The sequence below is a fragment of the Pseudonocardia alaniniphila genome, assembly GCF_022524485.1.
In the GTDB taxonomy this organism is placed as follows: Bacteria; Actinomycetota; Actinomycetes; order Mycobacteriales; family Pseudonocardiaceae; genus Pseudonocardia; species Pseudonocardia alaniniphila.
In genome coordinates, this window is sequence record NZ_JAKXMK010000002.1 from 257,796 (window position 1) to 275,999 (window position 18,204).

The window sequence follows — 18,204 nt, forward strand, 5'->3', positions numbered from 1 at the left end:
GGAACGGATCCTCGCCGACGCGATCGGCACGGCGCCACCGCCGAGCGCGTACTCGACAGTTGTTACCGGAGCGGCCGGTCGATATACAAGCTGCTCCGCGCCGGTACGGATGAGCCGGCCTTGACGTGGCGACGTAACACGGCTGCGTGAGGATGTCGGATGGGCTCCACGCGAGGGATCCCGTGACCGGACGTACAGCCGGACATCCGTGACAATTATCTGTACCGGAGTCGCACCGCTCGGGATCCCGTTCCGTTGCGAGGTATGGCGGACGGGGTATAGGAGTTCGTACTGCTTCTCGTTCGGCCTGGCGATGTGCCCGTGATCGTCGTTCTCCGGTTACCTCGACGATGAGGAACTCCGCACCGATCGCCGTCCGGTATTCAGGAACTGTTCCAGAGGTGTGAGGGATTCAACCCGGCACCACTCGCTGAACGGAAACATACCTGGCCGGCCGCTGAACAATGCACCCCGCGCGTGCCCGCCACGAAGCGGACCCGTGGGCACGTCGGAGCTGCGTGAAGGAGCTCGGTGAGCCACAGAGATCCCCTCGGGCCCGATGGTGCCGACGCCGTGGTGGGCCGCCGCGGGGATCTCGACCGTATTCGTGTGTTGCCGGAAGCGCCCGACCGCGAGCGGCCCGTGCTGCCGGCGGGCGAGGCGGGAGCCGGGCACGACCGCGCTCGCCACGCCGGGCCGTGACCCCGTAGAAAGGAGCCGTAGTGCTGTCGAGAGGCCGTCCCGAACAGCACTACGGCTCCGCAACTCCGAGTGGATTCGCTATAGCGGAACTTGGGCTTCGCGTTATAGCCCTGTGCGCGTCACCGATATACCTTTCGTGCCCAGATCGGTGGCTCCCCGTATGTCCACCGCGCAAGGAGGACATCAGTGCAGCCCACCACCGGCACCGCGCCCCCACCGGGTGGGGTGGCCGGGCACGCTGCGGCCCCGGCGACCGCCGCGCGGGGTTCGTCCACAGGGGACGGCTCGCGGCTGCGCACCGTCGGCCTCGGGCTCAGCGGAATCGTCGGCGTGGTCGTCGTGCTCGAACTGGTGGTGCGCACCGGCCTGCTCCCGCACGCCTGGTTCCCGCCGCCGTCGGAGATCGTCCCGGCGTTCGTCGGGCTGGTCACCTCGGGCGAGCTGTTCGTCCCGCTCGGCCAGACGCTGCAGGGCTGGGTGCTCGGCATCGCCGCCGCTGTCGTCGTCGCCGTCCCGCTCGGTGTGCTGATCGGCTCGTTGGAGCTCGCACATCGCCTGACGCGCTTCATGCTCGAGTTCCTCCGGCCGATCCCCCCGGTCGCTCTGATCCCGGCAGCCGTCCTCATCTTCGGGTCAGATCTGGACATGAAGGTCTTCCTGATCGCGTTCGGTACCTTCTGGCCGGTGCTGTTGCAGACGGTCTACGGCGTTCACGACGTCGACCCGACGGCGCGGGACACGGCCCGGTCCTACGGGCTCACCCCGCGGGCCGTGCTGGTGCGGGTCACGCTGCCCAGCGCGCTGCCCTACATCGCCACCGGCCTGCGCATCGCGTCGGCGATCGGCCTGATCCTCGCCGTCACGAGCGAGATCGTGGTCGGCGTGCCGGGGATCGGGGGCCGGATCACCGACGCCCAGTCCGCGGGCGGTGCCGAAGCACTGATGTACGCGTGGATCCTCGCCGCGGGTCTGCTCGGGTGGATGCTCAACAGCGCGCTGCAGACAACGGAACGCCGGGTCCTGCACTGGCACCCGTCCTTCCGTGGAGGCAACCGGTGATCCGCGGTCGTGTCACGGACTGGGCGCTGGCGCTCCTCCTTCCCGTCCTGCTGCTCGTGGCCTACGACGCCTGGGCACGCACCGCGGGCGACTTCTTCTTCCCGCCGCTGTCGGAGATCGGCGCGACCTTCGCCGACGAGTGGCTCTTCACCCGCATCCCCACCGACCTGCTCCCCAGCCTCGGGCGGATGCTGGCGGGCTTCGCGCTCGCCGTCGGCGGCGGCGTCGCGCTGGGCGCGCTGCTCGGGTTCTCGCGCATGCTCTCGACAGCGCTGGACCCCGTGCTGCAGTTCCTGCGCGCGTTGCCGCCACCCGCGCTGATCCCCGTCTCCCTGCTGGTCTTCGGAGCCGGGGACAGCGCGAAGGTCTTCCTCATCGCGCTCGGAGCCGTGTGGCCCGTGCTGCTCAACACCGTCGACGGGGTGCGCGGGGTGGACCGCACGGCCCTGGACATGGCCCGCTCCTACCGCGTGCCGGCCCATGCACGGCTCACACGGCTGGTGTTGCCGGCCGCGCTGCCGCGGATCTTCGCCGGTGCCCGCACGGCACTGGGAATCGCGATCATCCTCATGGTGGTCAGCGAGCTGATCGGGGCCGACAACGGCGTCGGCTACGTCGTACAGCTCGCGCAGCGAGGGTTCGACATCCCCGAGATGTGGGCAGGCACCCTGCTGCTCGGCCTGCTCGGCTTCGGGGCCAACGCGCTCTTCGTCGCGTTCGAGAAGCACGTTCTGCACTGGCACATCGCGACCACCGGCCGAGCGAGCAGCGCACCGCGCCGTCGCTCCCGCCGCCCCACCCCGAAGCCGACGGAGGCTGCCGGTGCTCGACGTTCGTGACCTGACCAAGACCTACGACCCCGCCGGCGCGCCTGCCATGGCCGACCTGACGTTCACGGTGGGCGAGCGCGAGTTCGTCTGCATCGTCGGCTCGTCGGGCTGTGGCAAGACGACGATGCTGCGCTGCCTGTCCGGCCTGGTCGCCCCGACGTCCGGCACGGTGACGCTGGACGGGACCCCGGTGGACGGCCCGCCGAAGGACATGGCCTTCGTGTTCCAGGACTACAGCCGCTCGCTGCTGCCGTGGATGACGGTCGCCGGCAACGTGAGCTTCCCCCTGTCCTACAAGGGCCTCTCGAAGGCCCAGGCGGCCGCGGCCACCGCGGAGGCGCTGGCCGCGGTCGGCCTCGGCGACCGCGGTGACAGCTACCCGTGGCAGCTGTCCGGCGGCATGCAGCAGCGCGTCGCGATCGCGAGGGCGCTGGCCTACCAGCCCCGGATCCTGCTGATGGACGAGCCGTTCGCCTCCGTCGACGCGCAGACCCGCGCCGACCTCGAGGATCTGCTGCTCGACATCTGGCGCCGCTACGACATCACAGTCCTGTTCGTCACCCACGACATCGACGAGGCCGTGTACCTGTCCCAGCGGGTGCTGGTGCTGCGCCGGCCCGCCCACGTGCACGAGATCGTCGAGGTGGACCTGCCGGCCGAGCGCGACCAGCTGGCCACCAAGCAGCTTCCCCGGTTCGGTGAGCTGCGCTCGCACGTGCTGTCGAGCTTGCGTTCGCCCCAGGCCGCCGACACCCCGTCCGTCCTCCCCGGCTGACACCGCCCCCCACGCAGTCCGCTCCCCAGCAGCACGCCCCGAAGAAGAGGACACAGATGAGGACCTGGTTACGCCTCGGCGCCGCCGTCGCCGCCGCGGCTCTGCTCACCACCGCCTGCGGCGGCGGTTCCGGATCGGTACCGCAGGCCGGTGAGGACGGCCTCACGCCGTTGCGCATCGCCGAGACCGCCGGCGCCCCGCTGAACTTCCTCACCTACGGCGACGAGCAGGGCCACTTCGCCAACGCCGGGATCGACCTCGACATCTCCTCGTCCACGGGCGGCGCCACCGTGATCCCGCAGCTGATGAGCGGTGACCTGGACGTCGCGGGGTCGAACATCGTCTCCGGGATCATCGCGATCAGCCAGGGGCTGCCGATCCAGATGGTCTCGGCCGGCTCCAGCACCTCGGAGGACCCGGCGCAGGACTTCTCGGCCCTCATGGTCGCGCCGACCAGCACCGTGACGGGGATCGGCCAGCTCGCGGGGCAGAAGGTCGCGGTCAACAGCCTGCGCAACATCAACGACATCGTGCTCGGCAACCAGCTGCAGCAGGCCGGGCTGAACTACGACAGCGTGCAGTTCGTGGAGATCCCGTTCCCGGACATGGCCCCGGCGATCCAGCGCGGGGACGTGGCCGCAGGCATGCTCATCGAGCCGTTCGTCACCGTGGCGGAGGGGCAGGGCCTGAAGATCATCGGCCGTCCGTACTCGGATCTGCGCCCCGGCCTGCAGATCGGGACGTACCTGATGCGGCAGGACCTCGTGCGCTCCGACCCGGACCTGGTGCAGCGGTTCCAGCAGGCTGTGAAGGCCACTGCTGACTCCATCGCCTCCGACCCGCAGTCGTTCCGCACCGCGCTGCCCCGGATCAGCCAGACCGACCCGGCGCTGGCCGAGAAGGTGCGGATCAACCTGTGGCGCGGCGCCAGCGACCGCGAGTCGTTGCAGCTCGTGATGGATCTGATGGTCCAGTACAAGCTGATCGACGCGCCCGTCGACCTCGACCAGGCGGTGGCCGGCTGAGGGATGATCGCCGCGAGATCCGCCGGATCGCCCTTGCGGGGGCGCAGATCGCGATCTCGCGGCGATCTTCGGGGTCAGTGCGGGGAGCGGAGGCGCTCGTGCACCATCTCCGCTCCCCGCAGGACGTGCGTGGCGAAGTCCCGGATCGCCTCGATGTCGCCCATCCGGCTGCTCGGGGCGGCCACGCCGAGCCCGGCCAGCGGCTGCCCGACCGTGTCGCGCAGCGCCGCGGCCACGGCGCACACCCCGTCCGCGCTCTCCTCCCAGTTGAGCGCGTAGCCCTGGTTGCGGATCTCCGCGAGCTCCGCCTTGAGGGCCGTGCGGGAGGTGAGCGCCGCGCCCGTCGTCGCGGCGGGAAGCTCCTCGTGGGGGTAGCGCCGGTCGATCTCGGCGACCGACAGCCCGGCGAGGATCGCCTTGCCCACGGCGGAGGCGTGCGCGGCCCGGACGACGCCCGTGCGGTTGCCCACCCGGACCGACCGCGGGCTCTCGGCGCAGTCGACGAACCGGATCGTGGTGCCCTCGAGCACGGCGAGGCTCGCCGTCTCCTGGGTCTGCTCCCGTAGCTCCTCGAGGACCGGACGGGCGACGCGGCGGATGTCGATCCGGCTCACCGCGGCGAGGCCGATCTCCACCAGCGCGGGGCCGGGACGGTAGGCGCCGTTGGGCCGGTCCTGCATGACGAAGCCGCGCCGGCGCAAGGCGGTGAGCAGCCGGTGTGCGGTTGACCGGGCCACGCCGAGGAGATCGGCGGCCTCGGCCACGCGCAACGCCTGACGCTCGCCGATCAGCTCTAGCAACCACAGGGCGTTGTCCACCGACGTGGTCGGTGCGGCTTGCCCGAGCGAGCGGTGCTGCGGCGAGGCCGTCGGCCTGCTGTTCGACATGAAGGAACAATAGCCAACTTACTTCTTTCTGGGCGGAATGGATGTCTAGCCTCAGCGCCATGATCTGGGACCCCGCCACCGCCGCGCCGGTGAGCTTCGAGCGGCCGGTCGTCGTCGTCGGTGGTGGCCCGGTGGGTATGACCGCCGCCGCCGCGCTCGCCGTCGAGGGCCTGCCGGTCGTGCTGGTGGAACTCTCACCCGAGCCGCGTCCCGACTGGCGGGCCAGCACGTTCCACGCCGCCACCCTCGAGCTGCTCCAGACGATCGACATCACCGATCGGATGCACGCCGAGGGCCTGGTCGTGCCCAAGTACCAGTTCCGCGACCGCCAGGACGGGCTGGTCGCCGAGTTCGACTTCCGCCTGCTGGCCGACGAGACCCCGTTCCCCTACCGGCTGCAGCTGAACCAGCAGCACCTCGTGCGGATGCTGGCCGAGCGACTACGGGGCGACGAGCGGGTGCGGCTGCGCTTCGGCACCCGGCTCACGGGCCTCGACATCACCGCCGACGGCGCGCGGCTGCACCTGTTCGGACCGGAGGGCGAGACCGAGCTCCTGGCGTCTTACGTGATCGGCGCGGACGGGCCGCGCAGCGCGGTGCGGGGCGCGATGGGTGTCGACTTCGAGGGCTTCACCTACCCCGAGCGCTTCGCGATCACGAGCACGTCGGTGGACCTGCAGGAGCTGCTGCCCGACCTCGGGCACGTCAACTACGTCGCCGACCCGCAGGAATGGCTCTTCATCCTGCGCACGCCGGAGTCGTGGCGTGTGGTGTGGCCCGTGCCGGAACGACTATCCACCGAGGAGGCGAGCGACCCCGCACGCCTGGAGAGCCAGCTGCAACGCGTAGCCCCGTACGACGCCGGTTATCCGGTGATCGACCACCAGCTCTACAACGTCCACCAGCGCGTGGCCTCGGCGTTCCGGATCGGCCCGGTGCTGCTGGCCGGGGACGCCGCCCACATCAACTCCCCACTCGGCGGGGTCGGGCTCAACTCCGGGATCCACGACGCGATGGACGCCGCACGGCGGCTCGGCCGGATCGGGCGGGCCGGCAGCGGCGGTAGCGTCGACATCGACGCCGAGCTCAGCGCGTACGACCACGTTCGCCGCACGGTGGCCGTCGAGTACGTCCAGGCCGACACCCAGCGCAACACCGATCGACTGCGCGAGACCGATGACACGGTTCGCCGGCAGAACCAGGACGATATGCGGGCAATTGCTGCTGATCCGCAGCGAGCACGCGCCTACATTCGTCGGGTGTCCCTCCTGGAGAGCGTGCAGCGCTTCGGGATCGGCACGCCGCCTGCCGAGCTGGAACTGGAGGAAGCCAGATGACACTGGACCACGTCGGGACGGACGCGGACCTCGCCGAGCTCTACCGGGACCTTGCCGCAGTGGATCTCAGCCCGCTCTGGACGATTACCGAGCAGTTGCTCACCCCGACCCCGCGCCCCAGGTCGGTGCCCTGGCTGTGGTCGGCAGCCACGATGAAGCCGCTGGCCCGCCGGGCCATCCAGCTCGTGCCCGTGGAGCGCGGGGGCGAGCGGCGGGTGCTCAGCCTGCAGAACCCCGGGCTCGGCGGGTCGCCCTACGCCGCCGGCACGCTCTGGGGGGCACTGCAGTGCCTCGGCCCGCGCGAGGTGGCCCCCGCCCATCGCCACTCGCCGGGCGCGATCCGGTTCGTGCTGGAGGGCGACGGCGTCTTCACCACCGTCGACGGCGACGCCTGCGACATGCACCCCGGCGACCTCGTGCTCACCCCGTCGATGAACTGGCACGACCACGTCAACAGCGGCGACGGGGAGATGTTCTGGTTCGACGGGCTGGACCTGCCGATGGTGCAGGCCCTCGACAGCATCTTCTTCGAGCCCTACCCGGGGCCGGGGGAGAGCCAGCCGGAACCGGCCGAGCACAACGTGTCGGAGCGGCTCTACGCCGGCGGCACCCGCTACACCGACGGCGCTGTGGCCGACGTGCTCAGCCCGCAGCACTCGAAGCTCATGATCTACCGCTGGGCCGACACCCTTGCCGAGCTCGACCGCCTGACCGCAGCCTCCGAGGACGCGGTCGTCTCGGTCGAGTACACCGACCCGGAGTCCGGGGCGAGCGTGATGCCCACCATGGCCTGCGCGGCCTACCGGGTGCGGGCCGGCAGCCACAGCCTCCCGGTGCGCCGCACCGGCAACTCGGTGCACGTCGTCTTCAGTGGCCACGGTTCCAGCGTGATCGGTGGTCGCCGGTTCGACTGGGGGCCGGGCGACATGTTCGTGGTGCCGTCGTGGGCGGCTTCCGAGCACTTCGTCGATACCGAGCACGCCGAGGTGTTCGTCGTCTCTGACGCACCGGTGCTGCGGGCGCTGGGCCTCTACCGCGAGGAGACCCTCGCGGCCCCGCAACAGATCACCGACATCTTCTCCCCTCGCTGAAATTCTGGAGACTTCGTGAAGCTCGCGTTGTTCGACGACTACCGCCTCGGTGTCGTCCGCACCGCCCCCGAGGGTGACGTGATCGTCGACGTCACCGCCGCGCTGCCGGTCCCGCACGACCCGGACCCCGTCACGGCGGGCTGGTGGCGCGGCCTCGCCCGCGACTTCGACGAGCTCTCCGGTGCCCTGCGTGCGGCGGCGGCCGACGGCCGGGCCCGGCCGGTCTCCGACGTGGTGCTGCACGCACCCGTGCTGAACCCGTCCAAGGTGATCGCGGCGGCCAGCAACTACGGAGATCACGTCGCCGAGATGCACGAGGTGCAGCAGCGCACCCTCGGCCGCGTCGAGGCCTGGATGATGAACTTCGACGTCTTCCTCAAGTCGCCGTCGTCCATCGTCGGGCCGGGTGGGCGGATCGTGCTGCCGCGCGACGTCGTGGCGGCGGGACACGAGGTGCACCACGAGTCCGAGCTGGTCGTGGTGATCGGCCGCGGCGGCAAGGACATCCCGGTGGAGAAGGCGATGGACGCCGTCCTCGGCTTCACCGCCGGACTGGACATCACCGTGCGCAGCGCTGCCGACCGTTCCCGCCGCAAGAGCTACGACGGGTTCAGCCCGCTCGGCCCGTACCTCGTCACCACCGACGAGCTCGGCGACGGGTCGGACCTCGACATCCTGCTCACCTCGGGCGAGGCCGTGCGGCAGCAGGTGAACACCCGCGACATGATCACCCCGGTGCCGGCGATCGTCGCCTACGCCTCGTCGGTGATGACGCTGCAGCCCGGCGACGTGCTCTTCACCGGTGCACCTCCTGGCGTGGGGCCGATCGCCGCGGGCGAGCAGCTGGACATGTCGATCAGCGGGATCGGCTCGATGACGGTGACCGTCACGTCCGCAGCGGCCTGAGCAGCCCTCCTCAGCTGCGTCCTGGAGCGTCCGGGCCGAGCCACATGTCGATCTGGTGCCTCGTCCCGTAGTCCGGGTGCGGGTACGCGTCGTGGACGTACGGGGCGAGGATCGACGGGCTGTTGTACACGTAGAGCGGCACGGGATTCGAGACGTTCTCCAGGATGTAGCGCTGGATGTCGACCAGCGCCTGCAGGCGGGCGGACTGGTCGAGCATCCCGCGCTGCGCGGTGATCATCCGGTCGAGCTCGGGATCGTTGATCCCGTACCAGTTGCGCGCGCCGTCGGAGACCCACTCGGTGCTGAGGTACTCGTCGGCCGCGAGCATGGGTGTCTGCAGGCCGAATCCCATGTCGTAGTTCTTCCCGGCGAAGCTCTCGGTGAAGTACGTGGCGTAGTCCTGCAGGTCCAGCTCGACCTGGATGCCTACCTCCGCGAGGTCCTGCTGGGCCCACTGTGCCTCGCGGACCACGGTCTCGCCGTAGCCGTCGGTGAGGATCATCCGCACGCTGAACCCGTTGGGGTAGCCGGCTTCGGCGAGCAGCCGCCGCGCTTGCTCGGGGTCGTGCGGCTGCAGGCGGGCGCTCTCCTCAGGGGCGAGGCCGCCGAACAGCGTGGGGGTCACTGGCCCGCTCAGGCTGCCACCGGCGCGGATTGTCGAGAGCATCCCCTCCCGGTCGATCGCCATCGCGACGGCCCGCCGCACCCGCACGTCGTCGAACGGTTTGCGCTCCTGGTTCATGTAGAGCCGCACCTGGGTCAACCCCTGCTCCTCGTTGAGCTGCAGCGAGGAGTCCTGCGACATGATCCGTTCCACCTGCGCCTTGTCCAGCGTCAGGGGGCTGAGGTAGTCGACCTGGCCGGTGCGGAGCGCGGCGATGGCGGAGGCCTGGTCCGGGACGATCGAGACGTGCACGCCCGCCATGTGCGGTGTGCCCTCCCGGTAGTAGTTCGGGTTGGCCGACAGCACGCGCTCCCGGTCGCGCTCCCACTTGTCCAGAACGAACGGCCCGGTGCCGATGGCGGTGGTGTTGAGGTCGAACTCCCCGCGAGTCCCCTCGCACGGCAGGATCCACATGAAGTGGTTGGCCATGTTCTGGTCGAACTCCGCGTACGGCTCGGCGAGCCGGAAGACCACGGTGTAGGGGTCGGGCGCCGAGATGTCCTGCACCATGCTGATCAGGTTGAGCTGGTGGCCGGGCAGCTCGCGGATCCGCTGCATCGTGCACAGCACGTCGTCGGCGGTGAACTCGCGGCCGTTCACCGGGGGCTTGTCGTGGAAGCGCACGCCGTGGCGCAGGGTGAAGGTCCACGTCCGGCCCCCGTCGGACGGGCCCCACTTCTCGGCGAGGTCGCCCTCCAGTTGCGGGGAGCCGTACGGGACGTCCGGCCCGGTGTCGAAGTCGACGAGCTTGCTGTAGGTGGAGCCGATGGCGACGTGGGTGTTGAAGGACGACTGGGCCTGCGGGTCGAGCGAGCGCGCGTCCGACGGCAGGGAGTAGCGGAAGATGCCGCCGTCCTGCGGTGGCCCGGCGGGCTGCGCGACGCCTCCTGCCGGGCTCCTGCCGCCCGGGGCGGAGAAGCAGCCGGTGCCGAGCAGGGCCACGGCGACGAGCGTGACGATGATCTGCAGCCGGGTGCGTGGTCGCACGGCGGCCTCCCTCGGGGTCGGCGGGATCAACGGGTCTGCTGCTTCGGGTCGAAGAAGTCGCGCAGCGCATCGCCGAGAAGGTTGAAGGCGAGGACGGCGACGGTGAGGATCCCGCCGGGGAAGACGACCATCCACGGGGCGATCTCCATGTACCGCGAGCCCTCGCTGAGCATCGCGCCCCAGGACGGCGTCGGTGGCGGTGTGCCGATGCCCAGGAAGCTCAGCGCCGACTCGGCGATGATCACGATGGCGAACAGCAGGCTCGTCACCACCAGCAGTGGGGCGAGCAGGTTGGGCAGCCCGTGCCGGCGCAGGATCCGCCAGGTGCTGCACCCGCTGGCCCGTGCCGACTCGATGTAGAGCTCCTCGCGGATGCGCAGCATCTCCCCGCGGGCCACGCGGTTGAACGAGGGGATGACGAGCAGGCTCAGTGCGATCACCGTGTTGCGCACGCTCGGGCCGAGCAGGGCCGCGACGAACAGCAGCAGCACGATCCCGGGGATCGCCATCAGGGTGTCCATCACCCGCTGCAGCGTCGTGTCGAGCGCGCTGCCGCCGAAGTAGCCCGATGCCACCCCGATCGCGATCCCGATGATGCCGCCCGCGACCAGCGTTGCCACCGAGACCAGCAGGGAGGTGCGCGCGCCGTAGAGCACCCGGCTGAAGATGTCGCGGCCGAGGTCGTCGGTGCCCATCAGGAACTGCGCGCTCGGCGGCTGCTGGAAGGCCTCCCGGTGCTGTGTCACCGGGTCGAAGGGCGCGAGCACCGGGGCCAGCACCGCGGCGAGCACGAACAGCGCGATGAGCGCCAGTGCCACGACACCGAGGGGCTGCGTGCGGACCAGGTGACGCAGACCCCGCCGTGCGGTGCGGCGTGCGACCGGTACCCGGTCCGCCACGATCTCGGTCATCCGACTCGTCTCCCGTTCGTCACGCGTAGCGGATGCGCGGGTCGATCACTCCGTACAGCAGGTCGACCACGAGGTTGACCAGCACGAACACGGCGCCGTAGACGACGACGCAGCCCAGCACGACGGGGTAGTCACGCAGCTGGACGGACTCGAAGATCAGCATGCCCATGCCGGGGATACCGAAGATCGACTCCAGGATCACGGTGCCGCCGAGGATCGATCCGACCTGCAGGCCGACCAGCGTGAACACGGGCACGAGCGAGTTGCGCACGGCGTGGACGAACACCCGGGTCTCGGACGCACCCTTCGCCCGGACCGTGCGGACGAAGGGGGAGCGCAGCACCTCCAGCAGCGACGAGCGCAGCATCCGCGCGATCGCCGCCATGCCCGCCACGCCGAGCGCGAGTGCGGGCAACGCCATGTGGACGAGGTTGCTCCCGAGATCTTCGCCCGGCGTCCGGTACACCAGCGGCGGTGACCAGCCGAACCACAGCGCGAGGTAGGTCACGAGCAGCAGGCCCAGCCAGAAGTTCGGCACGGAGATCCCCGCGACCGAGACGACCCGAAGGCCCTGGTCCAGCCAGCTGTTCTGCCGCGCGGCCGCGAGCAGCCCGAGCGGAAGGCCGAGCAGGACGCTCACCAGCATCGCCATCACGCCCAGTTGCAGGGTGGTGGGCAGCCGGTCGGCGATCAGCGCGGTGACGGGCTCCTGGCTCTGGAACGACGTGCCGAAGTCGCCGCGGGCCGCGTCGGTGACGAAGGTGCTTAGCTGTGTCAGCAGTGGCTGGTCGAGGCCGAGCTGAGCGGCAAGGGCCGCGACCTGTTCCTCGCTCACGCCCGGGGCGTCGGCCAGTTGCAGCCGGACGGCATCGCCGGGGATCAGCCGCAACGTCAGGAACACGAAGACGGTGACGAGCGCGACCACGAGCAGGCCGTAGAGCGCGCGCCGGAGCACGTACTCAGCCACGGGCCGCCGCCTCTCCGCTCAGCAGGTGGCACGCCGCGATCCGGCCGGGACCGGCCGCGACCGGCTCCGGCGGCGTGGTGCGGCACGGATCGAACGCCGACGGGCAACGGGTGTGGAACCGGCAGCCGGGCGGGGGAGCGCTCGGGCTGGGTATCTCGCCGCGCACCACCCGGCGCCCGCGCAGGCGGGCGACGGCCGGGTCGGCCGTGGCGACCGCATCGGCGAGCGTGCGCGTGTAGGGATGGCGTGGGTCGGACAACAGCTCGTCGGCCGGGCCCTGCTCGACGATCTCGCCGAGGTACATCACGCAGATCCGGTCGGAGACGTACCGGACGACGTTGAGGTCGTGGGCGATGAACAGGTAGGACAGGCCGAGCTCGCGCTGGAGCGAACGCAGCAGGTTGAGCACCTGGGCCTGCACCGACACGTCGAGCGCGCTCACGGCCTCGTCGCACACCAGCAGCCGGGGATCGGTGGCCAGTGCCCGCGCGATCCCGATGCGCTGCGCCTGGCCGCCGGAGAACTGGTGGGGGTACTTGTCCAGGTCGCTCGCGGAGAGTCCGACGAGTTCGAGCAGCTCGCCCGCCCGTCGGCGGTTCGCTCGCGCGTCGGTGCCGCCCTGCGCCTCGAGGGGCTCGCTGATCACCGAGAACACGGTCATCCGCGGGTCGAAAGAGCTCACCGGGTCCTGGAAGACGATCTGCATGCGCCGGCGCAGCGGCCGCAGCTCGCGAGCGCGCATCCCGGTGAGCTCACGGCCCTCGAACCGGATGCTGCCGCTCGTCGGGTCGAGCAGGCGCAGCACCAGCCGGGCCACCGTCGACTTCCCCGACCCGGACTCCCCGACGAGGCCGACCGTCTCCCCCTGCCCGACCGAGAACGACACCCCGTCGACGGCCCGGACGTGCCCGACGGTGCGCCGCAGGAGCCCGCGCGTGATCGGGAAGTGCTTCACGAGGTCGCGGACGGCGAGCACGTCCTCGGTGGCGGGCACGGGAGCCGCGGCGGGTTCGGCGACCGACGACATCACGCGCTCTCCCGTCCGACGGCCGCGACGGTGCCGTGCGGGGCGGCTCGGTGCAGCAGGCACCGGCTCGTCCGGCCGCCGCCCAGTGCGTACAGGTCGGGCGTTGTGGTTGCGCACTCGTCCCAGGCCTGCGGGCAGCGCGGGTGGAACCGGCAGCCGTCCGGGGTGTCGTGCAGGCTCGGGACGGCGCCGGGGATGGCGGCGAGGGGGAGTGCCTTGTCGGTGGTGGGTGTGGGCACCGCGGCGAGCAGCGCGGTGCTGTAGGGGTGGCGCGGATCGCCGAGCACCTCCGCGGTGGGGCCCTGCTCCACCACCTGACCTGCGTAGAAGACCACCACCCAGTCGGCCGTCTCGGCGACGACGCCCATGTCGTGGGTGACCAGCAGCAGCGCGGTGCGGTACTCGCGCTGGACGGTGCGCAGCACCTCGAGCACCTGGGCCTCGATGGTGACGTCAAGCGCGGTGGTGGGCTCGTCGGCGATGAGCAGCCGAGGGGAGCAGGCGAGTGCGATCGCGATCATCACGCGCTGGCGCTGACCGCCGGAGAGCTGGTGCGGGTAGGCGTCGATGCGGCTGCGTGGATCGGGGATGCCGACCTGGTCGAGCAGTTCGATCGCGCGCTCCCGGGCGGCCCGCTTCGATATCCGCCGGTGCAGCCGGATGGCCTCGACGACCTGGTGGCCCACCGAGTACAGCGGGTCGAGCGAGGACATCGGGTCCTGGAAGATCATGGCGATCTCGTCGCCGCGGACCCTGCGCATCCCGCGGGTGTCCAGTTCGGCGAGATCGCGCCCGTCCCAGAGCACCCGCCCCCCGCTGATCCGGCCGCCGTCGAGCAGGCGCAGCACGGCCAGCGCGGTGACGCTCTTGCCCGACCCGGACTCGCCGACCACGGCGACCGTCTGGTTCTCGGCCACGCTGAAGCTCACGCCGCTGACCGCCTCGACGGTGCCTGCTGCCGTGGTGAACTCGACCCGTAGATCCTCGATCTGCAGGAGCGGTTCGGAGTCCAGGTCGGAGTTCACACAGCCTCCTCGTTGGGGCGCGGTGCTCTCGTCGGCCACGGCTAGAACCGGGCTCTAGAACTGCATCTGAGGGTGATGCGTGCCACTCTGTGTGTCAAGGTCCGTTTCATCCGGTCTGTGCGCAGCGCACAAACACCGCCGCCGGTCGAGGTCACGTGGCAGTTCGCGCAGCCCTTGTCATGAAAAGTCCAGTTCACTCTTTTTGTCGGACCTGCTCCGTAGGCTGCGCGAATGCTTCCCAACCTTGTGGACGAGGCGGCTGACCGCGCCGAGCATCGCCTCCGCGACCAGACGGTCATCTGGCTCACGACGGTCAGCCCCGATGGGCAGCCGCAGACATCGCTCGTGGGCTACGCGTGGCACGACACGACCTTCGTGATCCTCAGCCGGCCCGGCGCCCCGAAGGTCCGCAACCTGCGGGCCAATCCGAAGGTCGCGTTGCACCTCGACCTCGATGGCGACGCGGAGAACCACAGCGTCCTCACCATCGAGGGCATCGCCGCGCTGAGCTTCGCGCCACCGGGAGAGTCGGCTCCGCTGAGCGCGAGTGAGACCTCCGCCTACGTGGAGAAGCATCTGGAGTCGATGCGGTGGGCGGGTGTGACACCCGAGGAGACCTTTGCCGACTTCTCGGCGGTGATCCGGGTGACGCCCGTGCGCGCCCGCTCCTACTGAGCCGGTAGGAGCAGCGCGCCCGCCGGTCAGACGGGCGTGGTCTCCGCCAGGAGGTCGGGTTCGATCACCGTGCGCATGCGGGTGAGGACGTCCATCATCGCCTCGACCATCTGGCGGGCCTCCTTCGCCGACCGAGCGGAGGCGATCTCGCGGCGCGCCTCGCCCGTGAAGCTCGTGAGGAGGGCGACCAGCACCCTGTTGACCGGCTGGTTGTCGGCCCGCAGCAGCCGGAAGTTGCTCTTCACCCACTCCTTGCCGCTCTGGCGGAGCAGCCGTTGGAAGCCGGGAGGAGTGTCGCCGTCGTGGATGAGCTTGACGATGTCGCGGTTCGGCCAGGTGGCGTTGAGATAGGCGCGCGCACCGGCCTCGAACAACTCGAAGGGGTCGGTGACGCCGCTGTCCTTCGCGGCGGCGACAGCGGTGGCGGCTACGGCGTGCTGCTCGTCGCGGTACCGCTCCCACAGCGCGGTGAACAGCTCGCTCTTGCCCCCGAAATGGTGGTACAGGCTGCCGACGCTCGACCCCGCCCGCTCGACGACGTCCGAGACGCTGGCCTCGGCGAAGCCGCGCTGGGCGAAGACGACCCGCGCGGCGTCCAGCAGTTGGGTGCGGGTCTGCTCGGTGCTGCCCCACTGGCGACCGGCGCTGCGACCACGGCCCACGCTCCGCGTTGTCACGGCGCCTCCTCAGCCTTTCCCGGCCGTTCCGTTGCGGCCGCGGGGGACCGATAGTGCCAGCACACGCCGTGCACGGCGGTTCGACCCGCCCTACCCGGCCGGCCGGAAGACCGGGACCGCGGTGCCGTCGTGGTCTTCCCAGTCGAGCTCCACACGCTGCCCGATGCGGACGGTACCGGGTTCGGCGACCACCTCGGTGAGGATGCGGAAGCCCTCGTCGAGGTCGATGTAGGCCACCGTGTAGGGCGCGTGCGCGCGGAAGAATGACTGGCCGTGCTGCCGCACCACCGTGAACGTGTAGACGGTGCCGCGGCCCGCGGAGTCGAGCGTCTCGAGGTCGGCGTCGTCGTGGCCGCGGGGATAGAACACCACCTCGCCCGTGCTGCGACGGCGCTGGTAGGTGAGCCGGTGCTCGCCGCAGGCCCGCCAGAACGGGCCGGTGTCGGCCTCGTCCAGCACCGGCAGGGGGCGCGCGGGTGCCGCGTCGGCGGTGGCGCTCACGGTGATCAGTCCTTTCCGAGGACGATGGTGGCGGCGGAGTGGCGGGTGCCCAGCTGCCCGCCGTTGCCGTGGGCCACGGCCAGGCGGGCGCCCTGAACCTGCGAGGTCGACTCGCCGCGCAGCTGCCGGGCGGCCTCGATCAACAGGAAGATCCCGCGCATGCCGGGGTGGTTGGACGACAGGCCGCCGCCGTCGGTGTTCAACGCGGGTGCCCCGGGGCGGTCCCAGCGCAACCGGCCGCCCTCGACGTAGGAGCCGCCCTCGCCCTTCTTGGCGAAGCCGAGGTCCTCCAGCAGCGTCAGCACGGTGATGGTGAACGAGTCGTAGATCATCGCGATGTCGATGTCCTCGGGCCGCACTCCCGCCTCGCCGAACGCGAGCGGCGCCGACCGTGCCCCGGCGCTGGTGGTGAGGTCGCGGGTGTTGCCCGGGTAGCCCACCGCCTCACCGCTGCCGAGGATCCAGACCGGATCCTTGCGGATCCCCGCCGCGACATCGTCGCCGACGATCACCACCGCGCCGCCGCCGTCGGAGACGAGGCAGCACTCCAGCAGGTGCAACGGGTCGGCGACCATCCGGGAGCCGAGCACGTCGTCCACGGTGAGCTCGCCGACGTTCTTGATCCCGATGTCACGCAGCCCGGCGACGGCCTCCGGGTTGCGCACCGCATGCGCACGCGTGGTCACCGCGATCTCGGCGAGTTGCTCGGGTGTGGTGCCGTACTCGTGCATGTGCCGCTGGGCCACCAGGGCGTAATTGCCGATCAGCGGCAGCCCGTAGGGGGTCTCCATGTTCATCCCGGGTGCCGGGTCGGGGGTGCTGCGGGCTCCGGTGCCGATGGCTCTGGCCTCGCTCTTGGCGGTGGAGCCGTAGGTCAGCAGCGCGACGTTCGCCCGGCCGGCGGCGATGTCGCGGGCGGCGTGGGCGGCGTGGAACTCGTACGAGCTGCCACCCAGCGACGTCGTGTCGATCACCCGCGGTGCGATACCGAGGTGCTCGGCCACGGTGATGCCCGACATCGAGCCGGTCTCGCCCGCGTCGTACAGCGCGTCGACGTCGGCGAAGGTCAGCCCGGCGTCCTCCAGCGCCCGAGCAGCGGACTCGGCCTTGATCTGCATCTTGCTGCGGCCGGGTGCCCGGCGCAGGGGGTACTCGTGGATCCCGGCGATCGCCGCCCGTCGCGGTGCCATGTGCGTCTCCCCGTCTGGTGAATGCGGCCGGTAGGTCAGCGCGGTAGGTGGGCGCGGTGGGTCAGCGCAGCCGGAAACGGCCGCGGTCGATGACCACGCTGCCGTCCGCTGTGCTCGTCCGGAACAAAGCGTCGTCGGGGCCGCCGGCTCCCGTCCACACCGAGACGACGAGCTCCTGGCCGGGCAGGACCGGCCTGCTGAAGCGGCCCGACATCCCGCCGAACCGCTTCGGGTCGGAACCGCACACGGCGTGCAGAAGGGCGCGGCCGGTGAAGCCGTACGTGCAGAGCCCGTGCAGGATCGGGCGGTCGAAGCCGCCGCGTGCGGCGAACGCGGGGTCGGAGTGCAGCGGGTTGCGGTCGCCCGAGAGCCGGTACAGCAGCGCCTGGTCCGGGCGGATGCGGTAGCGCACCTGCTCGTCGGGCTCGCGATCGGGGAGCGTCCAGGTGTCGCTCTGGCCCGGCTCGCGGCCGAAACCGCCTTCGCCGCGGATGAACACGCCGCTGCGCGTGGTGACGAGCGGCCGTCCGTCCAGCGTCGCGGTGTTCTCGGTGGTGACGAGCGCGCCGCTGCCCTTGTCCTGGATGGCGGTGACCCCCGAGGTGACCTGCACCGCCCCGGCGACGGGCAGTGTGGCGTGCAGCTCGAACGCCTGCTCGGCGTGCACGAGCTTCGCGGGGTCGAAGTCGCCGAGCCGGCGGCCCGTACGAGCCGCCGCGGCGAGCACGCCGAAGGTCGGGAGCACCTGCTGCTCCACACCGGCGGTGTTCTCGGTGGTGAACTGCAGCTCGGTGGTGGGGTCGTCGGCCCCGGCCCCGACGCCCAGTGCGTAGAGGATGGCATCGGTGGCGTTCCAGGACCGGTCGACCGGCTCCGACCGGATCCCGACGAGGCTGTGGTCGAGCGCCATGGCGCGCCTCCAGCGGAGTCGAGTGGAACTACATTCTAGGACAACCCTCAGCGTGGCT

General features: G+C 70.8%; 19 protein-coding genes. 9 read left to right on the forward strand and 10 right to left on the reverse strand.

From position 1 onward, the window contains the following. Positions 1-531 precede the first annotated feature (531 nt). From MMF94_RS02255 to MMF94_RS02275, 5 genes are all read left to right on the forward strand, one after another. Positions 532-702 carry a hypothetical protein gene (locus tag MMF94_RS02255; RefSeq protein ID WP_241034350.1) on the forward strand — a complete coding sequence of 57 codons (171 nt, stop codon included), beginning with the start codon at positions 532-534 and terminating at the stop codon, positions 700-702. 186 nt (positions 703-888) lie between these two features. Then, positions 889-1,761 (forward strand): ABC transporter permease, encoded by an 873-nt coding sequence (locus tag MMF94_RS02260; protein WP_241034351.1) that lies wholly within the window; start codon positions 889-891, stop codon positions 1,759-1,761. After that, positions 1,758-2,600, forward strand: a complete 843-nt coding sequence (locus MMF94_RS02265; RefSeq protein WP_241034352.1) for an ABC transporter permease — start codon at positions 1,758-1,760, stop codon at positions 2,598-2,600. The genes MMF94_RS02260 and MMF94_RS02265 overlap by 4 nt, the downstream gene beginning before the upstream one ends. Further along, positions 2,584-3,366: an ABC transporter ATP-binding protein gene (locus MMF94_RS02270; protein WP_379660246.1), complete on the forward strand. Its 783-nt coding sequence runs from the start codon at positions 2,584-2,586 to the stop codon at positions 3,364-3,366. Before MMF94_RS02265 ends, MMF94_RS02270 begins: the two co-directional genes overlap by 17 nt. Before the next feature lie 56 nt (positions 3,367-3,422). Continuing rightward, a complete protein-coding gene (locus MMF94_RS02275) occupies positions 3,423-4,391 on the forward strand; it encodes an ABC transporter substrate-binding protein (RefSeq protein ID WP_241034353.1) in 969 nt (322 codons plus the stop codon). 74 nt (positions 4,392-4,465) lie between these two features. On the opposite strand, the gene MMF94_RS02280 is transcribed toward MMF94_RS02275, so the two are convergent. Beyond that, positions 4,466-5,278 carry an IclR family transcriptional regulator gene (locus tag MMF94_RS02280; RefSeq protein ID WP_241034354.1) on the reverse strand — a complete coding sequence of 271 codons (813 nt, stop codon included), beginning with the start codon at positions 5,276-5,278 and terminating at the stop codon, positions 4,466-4,468. Positions 5,279-5,337: 59 nt separating this feature from the next. Between MMF94_RS02280 and MMF94_RS02285 the strand changes: the two genes are divergently transcribed. Genes MMF94_RS02285 through MMF94_RS02295 form a run of 3 tightly spaced genes read left to right on the forward strand, consistent with a single transcriptional unit; the run spans position 5,338 to position 8,612 of the window. Further along, complete coding sequence (locus MMF94_RS02285; RefSeq protein WP_241034355.1) at positions 5,338-6,615, forward strand: FAD-dependent oxidoreductase; 1,278 nt, start codon at positions 5,338-5,340, stop codon at positions 6,613-6,615. Further along, positions 6,612-7,706 (forward strand): cupin domain-containing protein, encoded by a 1,095-nt coding sequence (locus MMF94_RS02290; protein ID WP_241034356.1) that lies wholly within the window; start codon positions 6,612-6,614, stop codon positions 7,704-7,706. Before MMF94_RS02285 ends, MMF94_RS02290 begins: the two co-directional genes overlap by 4 nt. 15 nt (positions 7,707-7,721) lie before the next feature. Further along, positions 7,722-8,612 (forward strand): fumarylacetoacetate hydrolase family protein, encoded by an 891-nt coding sequence (locus MMF94_RS02295; RefSeq protein WP_241034357.1) that lies wholly within the window; start codon positions 7,722-7,724, stop codon positions 8,610-8,612. Between the two features lie 10 nt (positions 8,613-8,622). Here the strand turns inward: MMF94_RS02295 and MMF94_RS02300 are convergent, their stop codons facing one another. Genes MMF94_RS02300 through MMF94_RS02320 form a run of 5 tightly spaced genes read right to left on the reverse strand, consistent with a single transcriptional unit; the run spans position 8,623 to position 14,193 of the window. After that, positions 8,623-10,263 (reverse strand): ABC transporter substrate-binding protein, encoded by a 1,641-nt coding sequence (locus MMF94_RS02300; RefSeq protein WP_241034358.1) that lies wholly within the window; start codon positions 10,261-10,263, stop codon positions 8,623-8,625. 26 nt (positions 10,264-10,289) lie between these two features. Continuing rightward, on the reverse strand, positions 10,290-11,174 hold the full coding sequence (locus MMF94_RS02305) for an ABC transporter permease (RefSeq protein WP_241034359.1): 885 nt from the start codon (positions 11,172-11,174) through the stop codon (positions 10,290-10,292). 19 nt (positions 11,175-11,193) lie between these two features. Continuing rightward, entirely contained in the window at positions 11,194-12,141 is a 948-nt protein-coding gene (locus tag MMF94_RS02310; RefSeq protein WP_241034360.1) for an ABC transporter permease, read from the reverse strand. Beyond that, complete coding sequence (locus MMF94_RS02315) at positions 12,134-13,168, reverse strand: ABC transporter ATP-binding protein (protein WP_241034641.1); 1,035 nt, start codon at positions 13,166-13,168, stop codon at positions 12,134-12,136. Before MMF94_RS02315 ends, MMF94_RS02310 begins: the two co-directional genes overlap by 8 nt. Beyond that, entirely contained in the window at positions 13,168-14,193 is a 1,026-nt protein-coding gene (locus tag MMF94_RS02320) for an ABC transporter ATP-binding protein (protein ID WP_241034361.1), read from the reverse strand. The genes MMF94_RS02315 and MMF94_RS02320 overlap by 1 nt, the downstream gene beginning before the upstream one ends. A 231-nt stretch (positions 14,194-14,424) precedes the next feature. On the opposite strand from MMF94_RS02320, the gene MMF94_RS02325 reads away from it, so the two are divergent. After that, complete coding sequence (locus MMF94_RS02325; RefSeq protein ID WP_241034362.1) at positions 14,425-14,868, forward strand: pyridoxamine 5'-phosphate oxidase family protein; 444 nt, start codon at positions 14,425-14,427, stop codon at positions 14,866-14,868. Positions 14,869-14,894: 26 nt separating this feature from the next. Here MMF94_RS02325 and MMF94_RS02330 read toward each other — a convergent pair whose 3' ends face one another. From MMF94_RS02330 to MMF94_RS02345, 4 genes are all read right to left on the reverse strand, one after another. Continuing rightward, on the reverse strand, positions 14,895-15,545 hold the full coding sequence (locus tag MMF94_RS02330; RefSeq protein WP_241034363.1) for a TetR/AcrR family transcriptional regulator: 651 nt from the start codon (positions 15,543-15,545) through the stop codon (positions 14,895-14,897). A gap of 90 nt (positions 15,546-15,635) precedes the next feature. Continuing rightward, positions 15,636-16,046, reverse strand: coding sequence for a Zn-ribbon domain-containing OB-fold protein (locus MMF94_RS02335; protein WP_241034364.1), 411 nt, complete (start codon positions 16,044-16,046; stop codon positions 15,636-15,638). Positions 16,047-16,051: 5 nt separating this feature from the next. Further along, positions 16,052-17,236, reverse strand: coding sequence for a thiolase C-terminal domain-containing protein (locus tag MMF94_RS02340; RefSeq protein WP_241034365.1), 1,185 nt, complete (start codon positions 17,234-17,236; stop codon positions 16,052-16,054). A gap of 61 nt (positions 17,237-17,297) precedes the next feature. Further along, the gene (locus MMF94_RS02345; RefSeq protein ID WP_241034366.1) at positions 17,298-18,146 is read right to left on the reverse strand and encodes a MaoC/PaaZ C-terminal domain-containing protein; all 849 of its coding nucleotides are present in this window, start codon (positions 18,144-18,146) and stop codon (positions 17,298-17,300) included. Positions 18,147-18,204 lie beyond the last annotated feature (58 nt).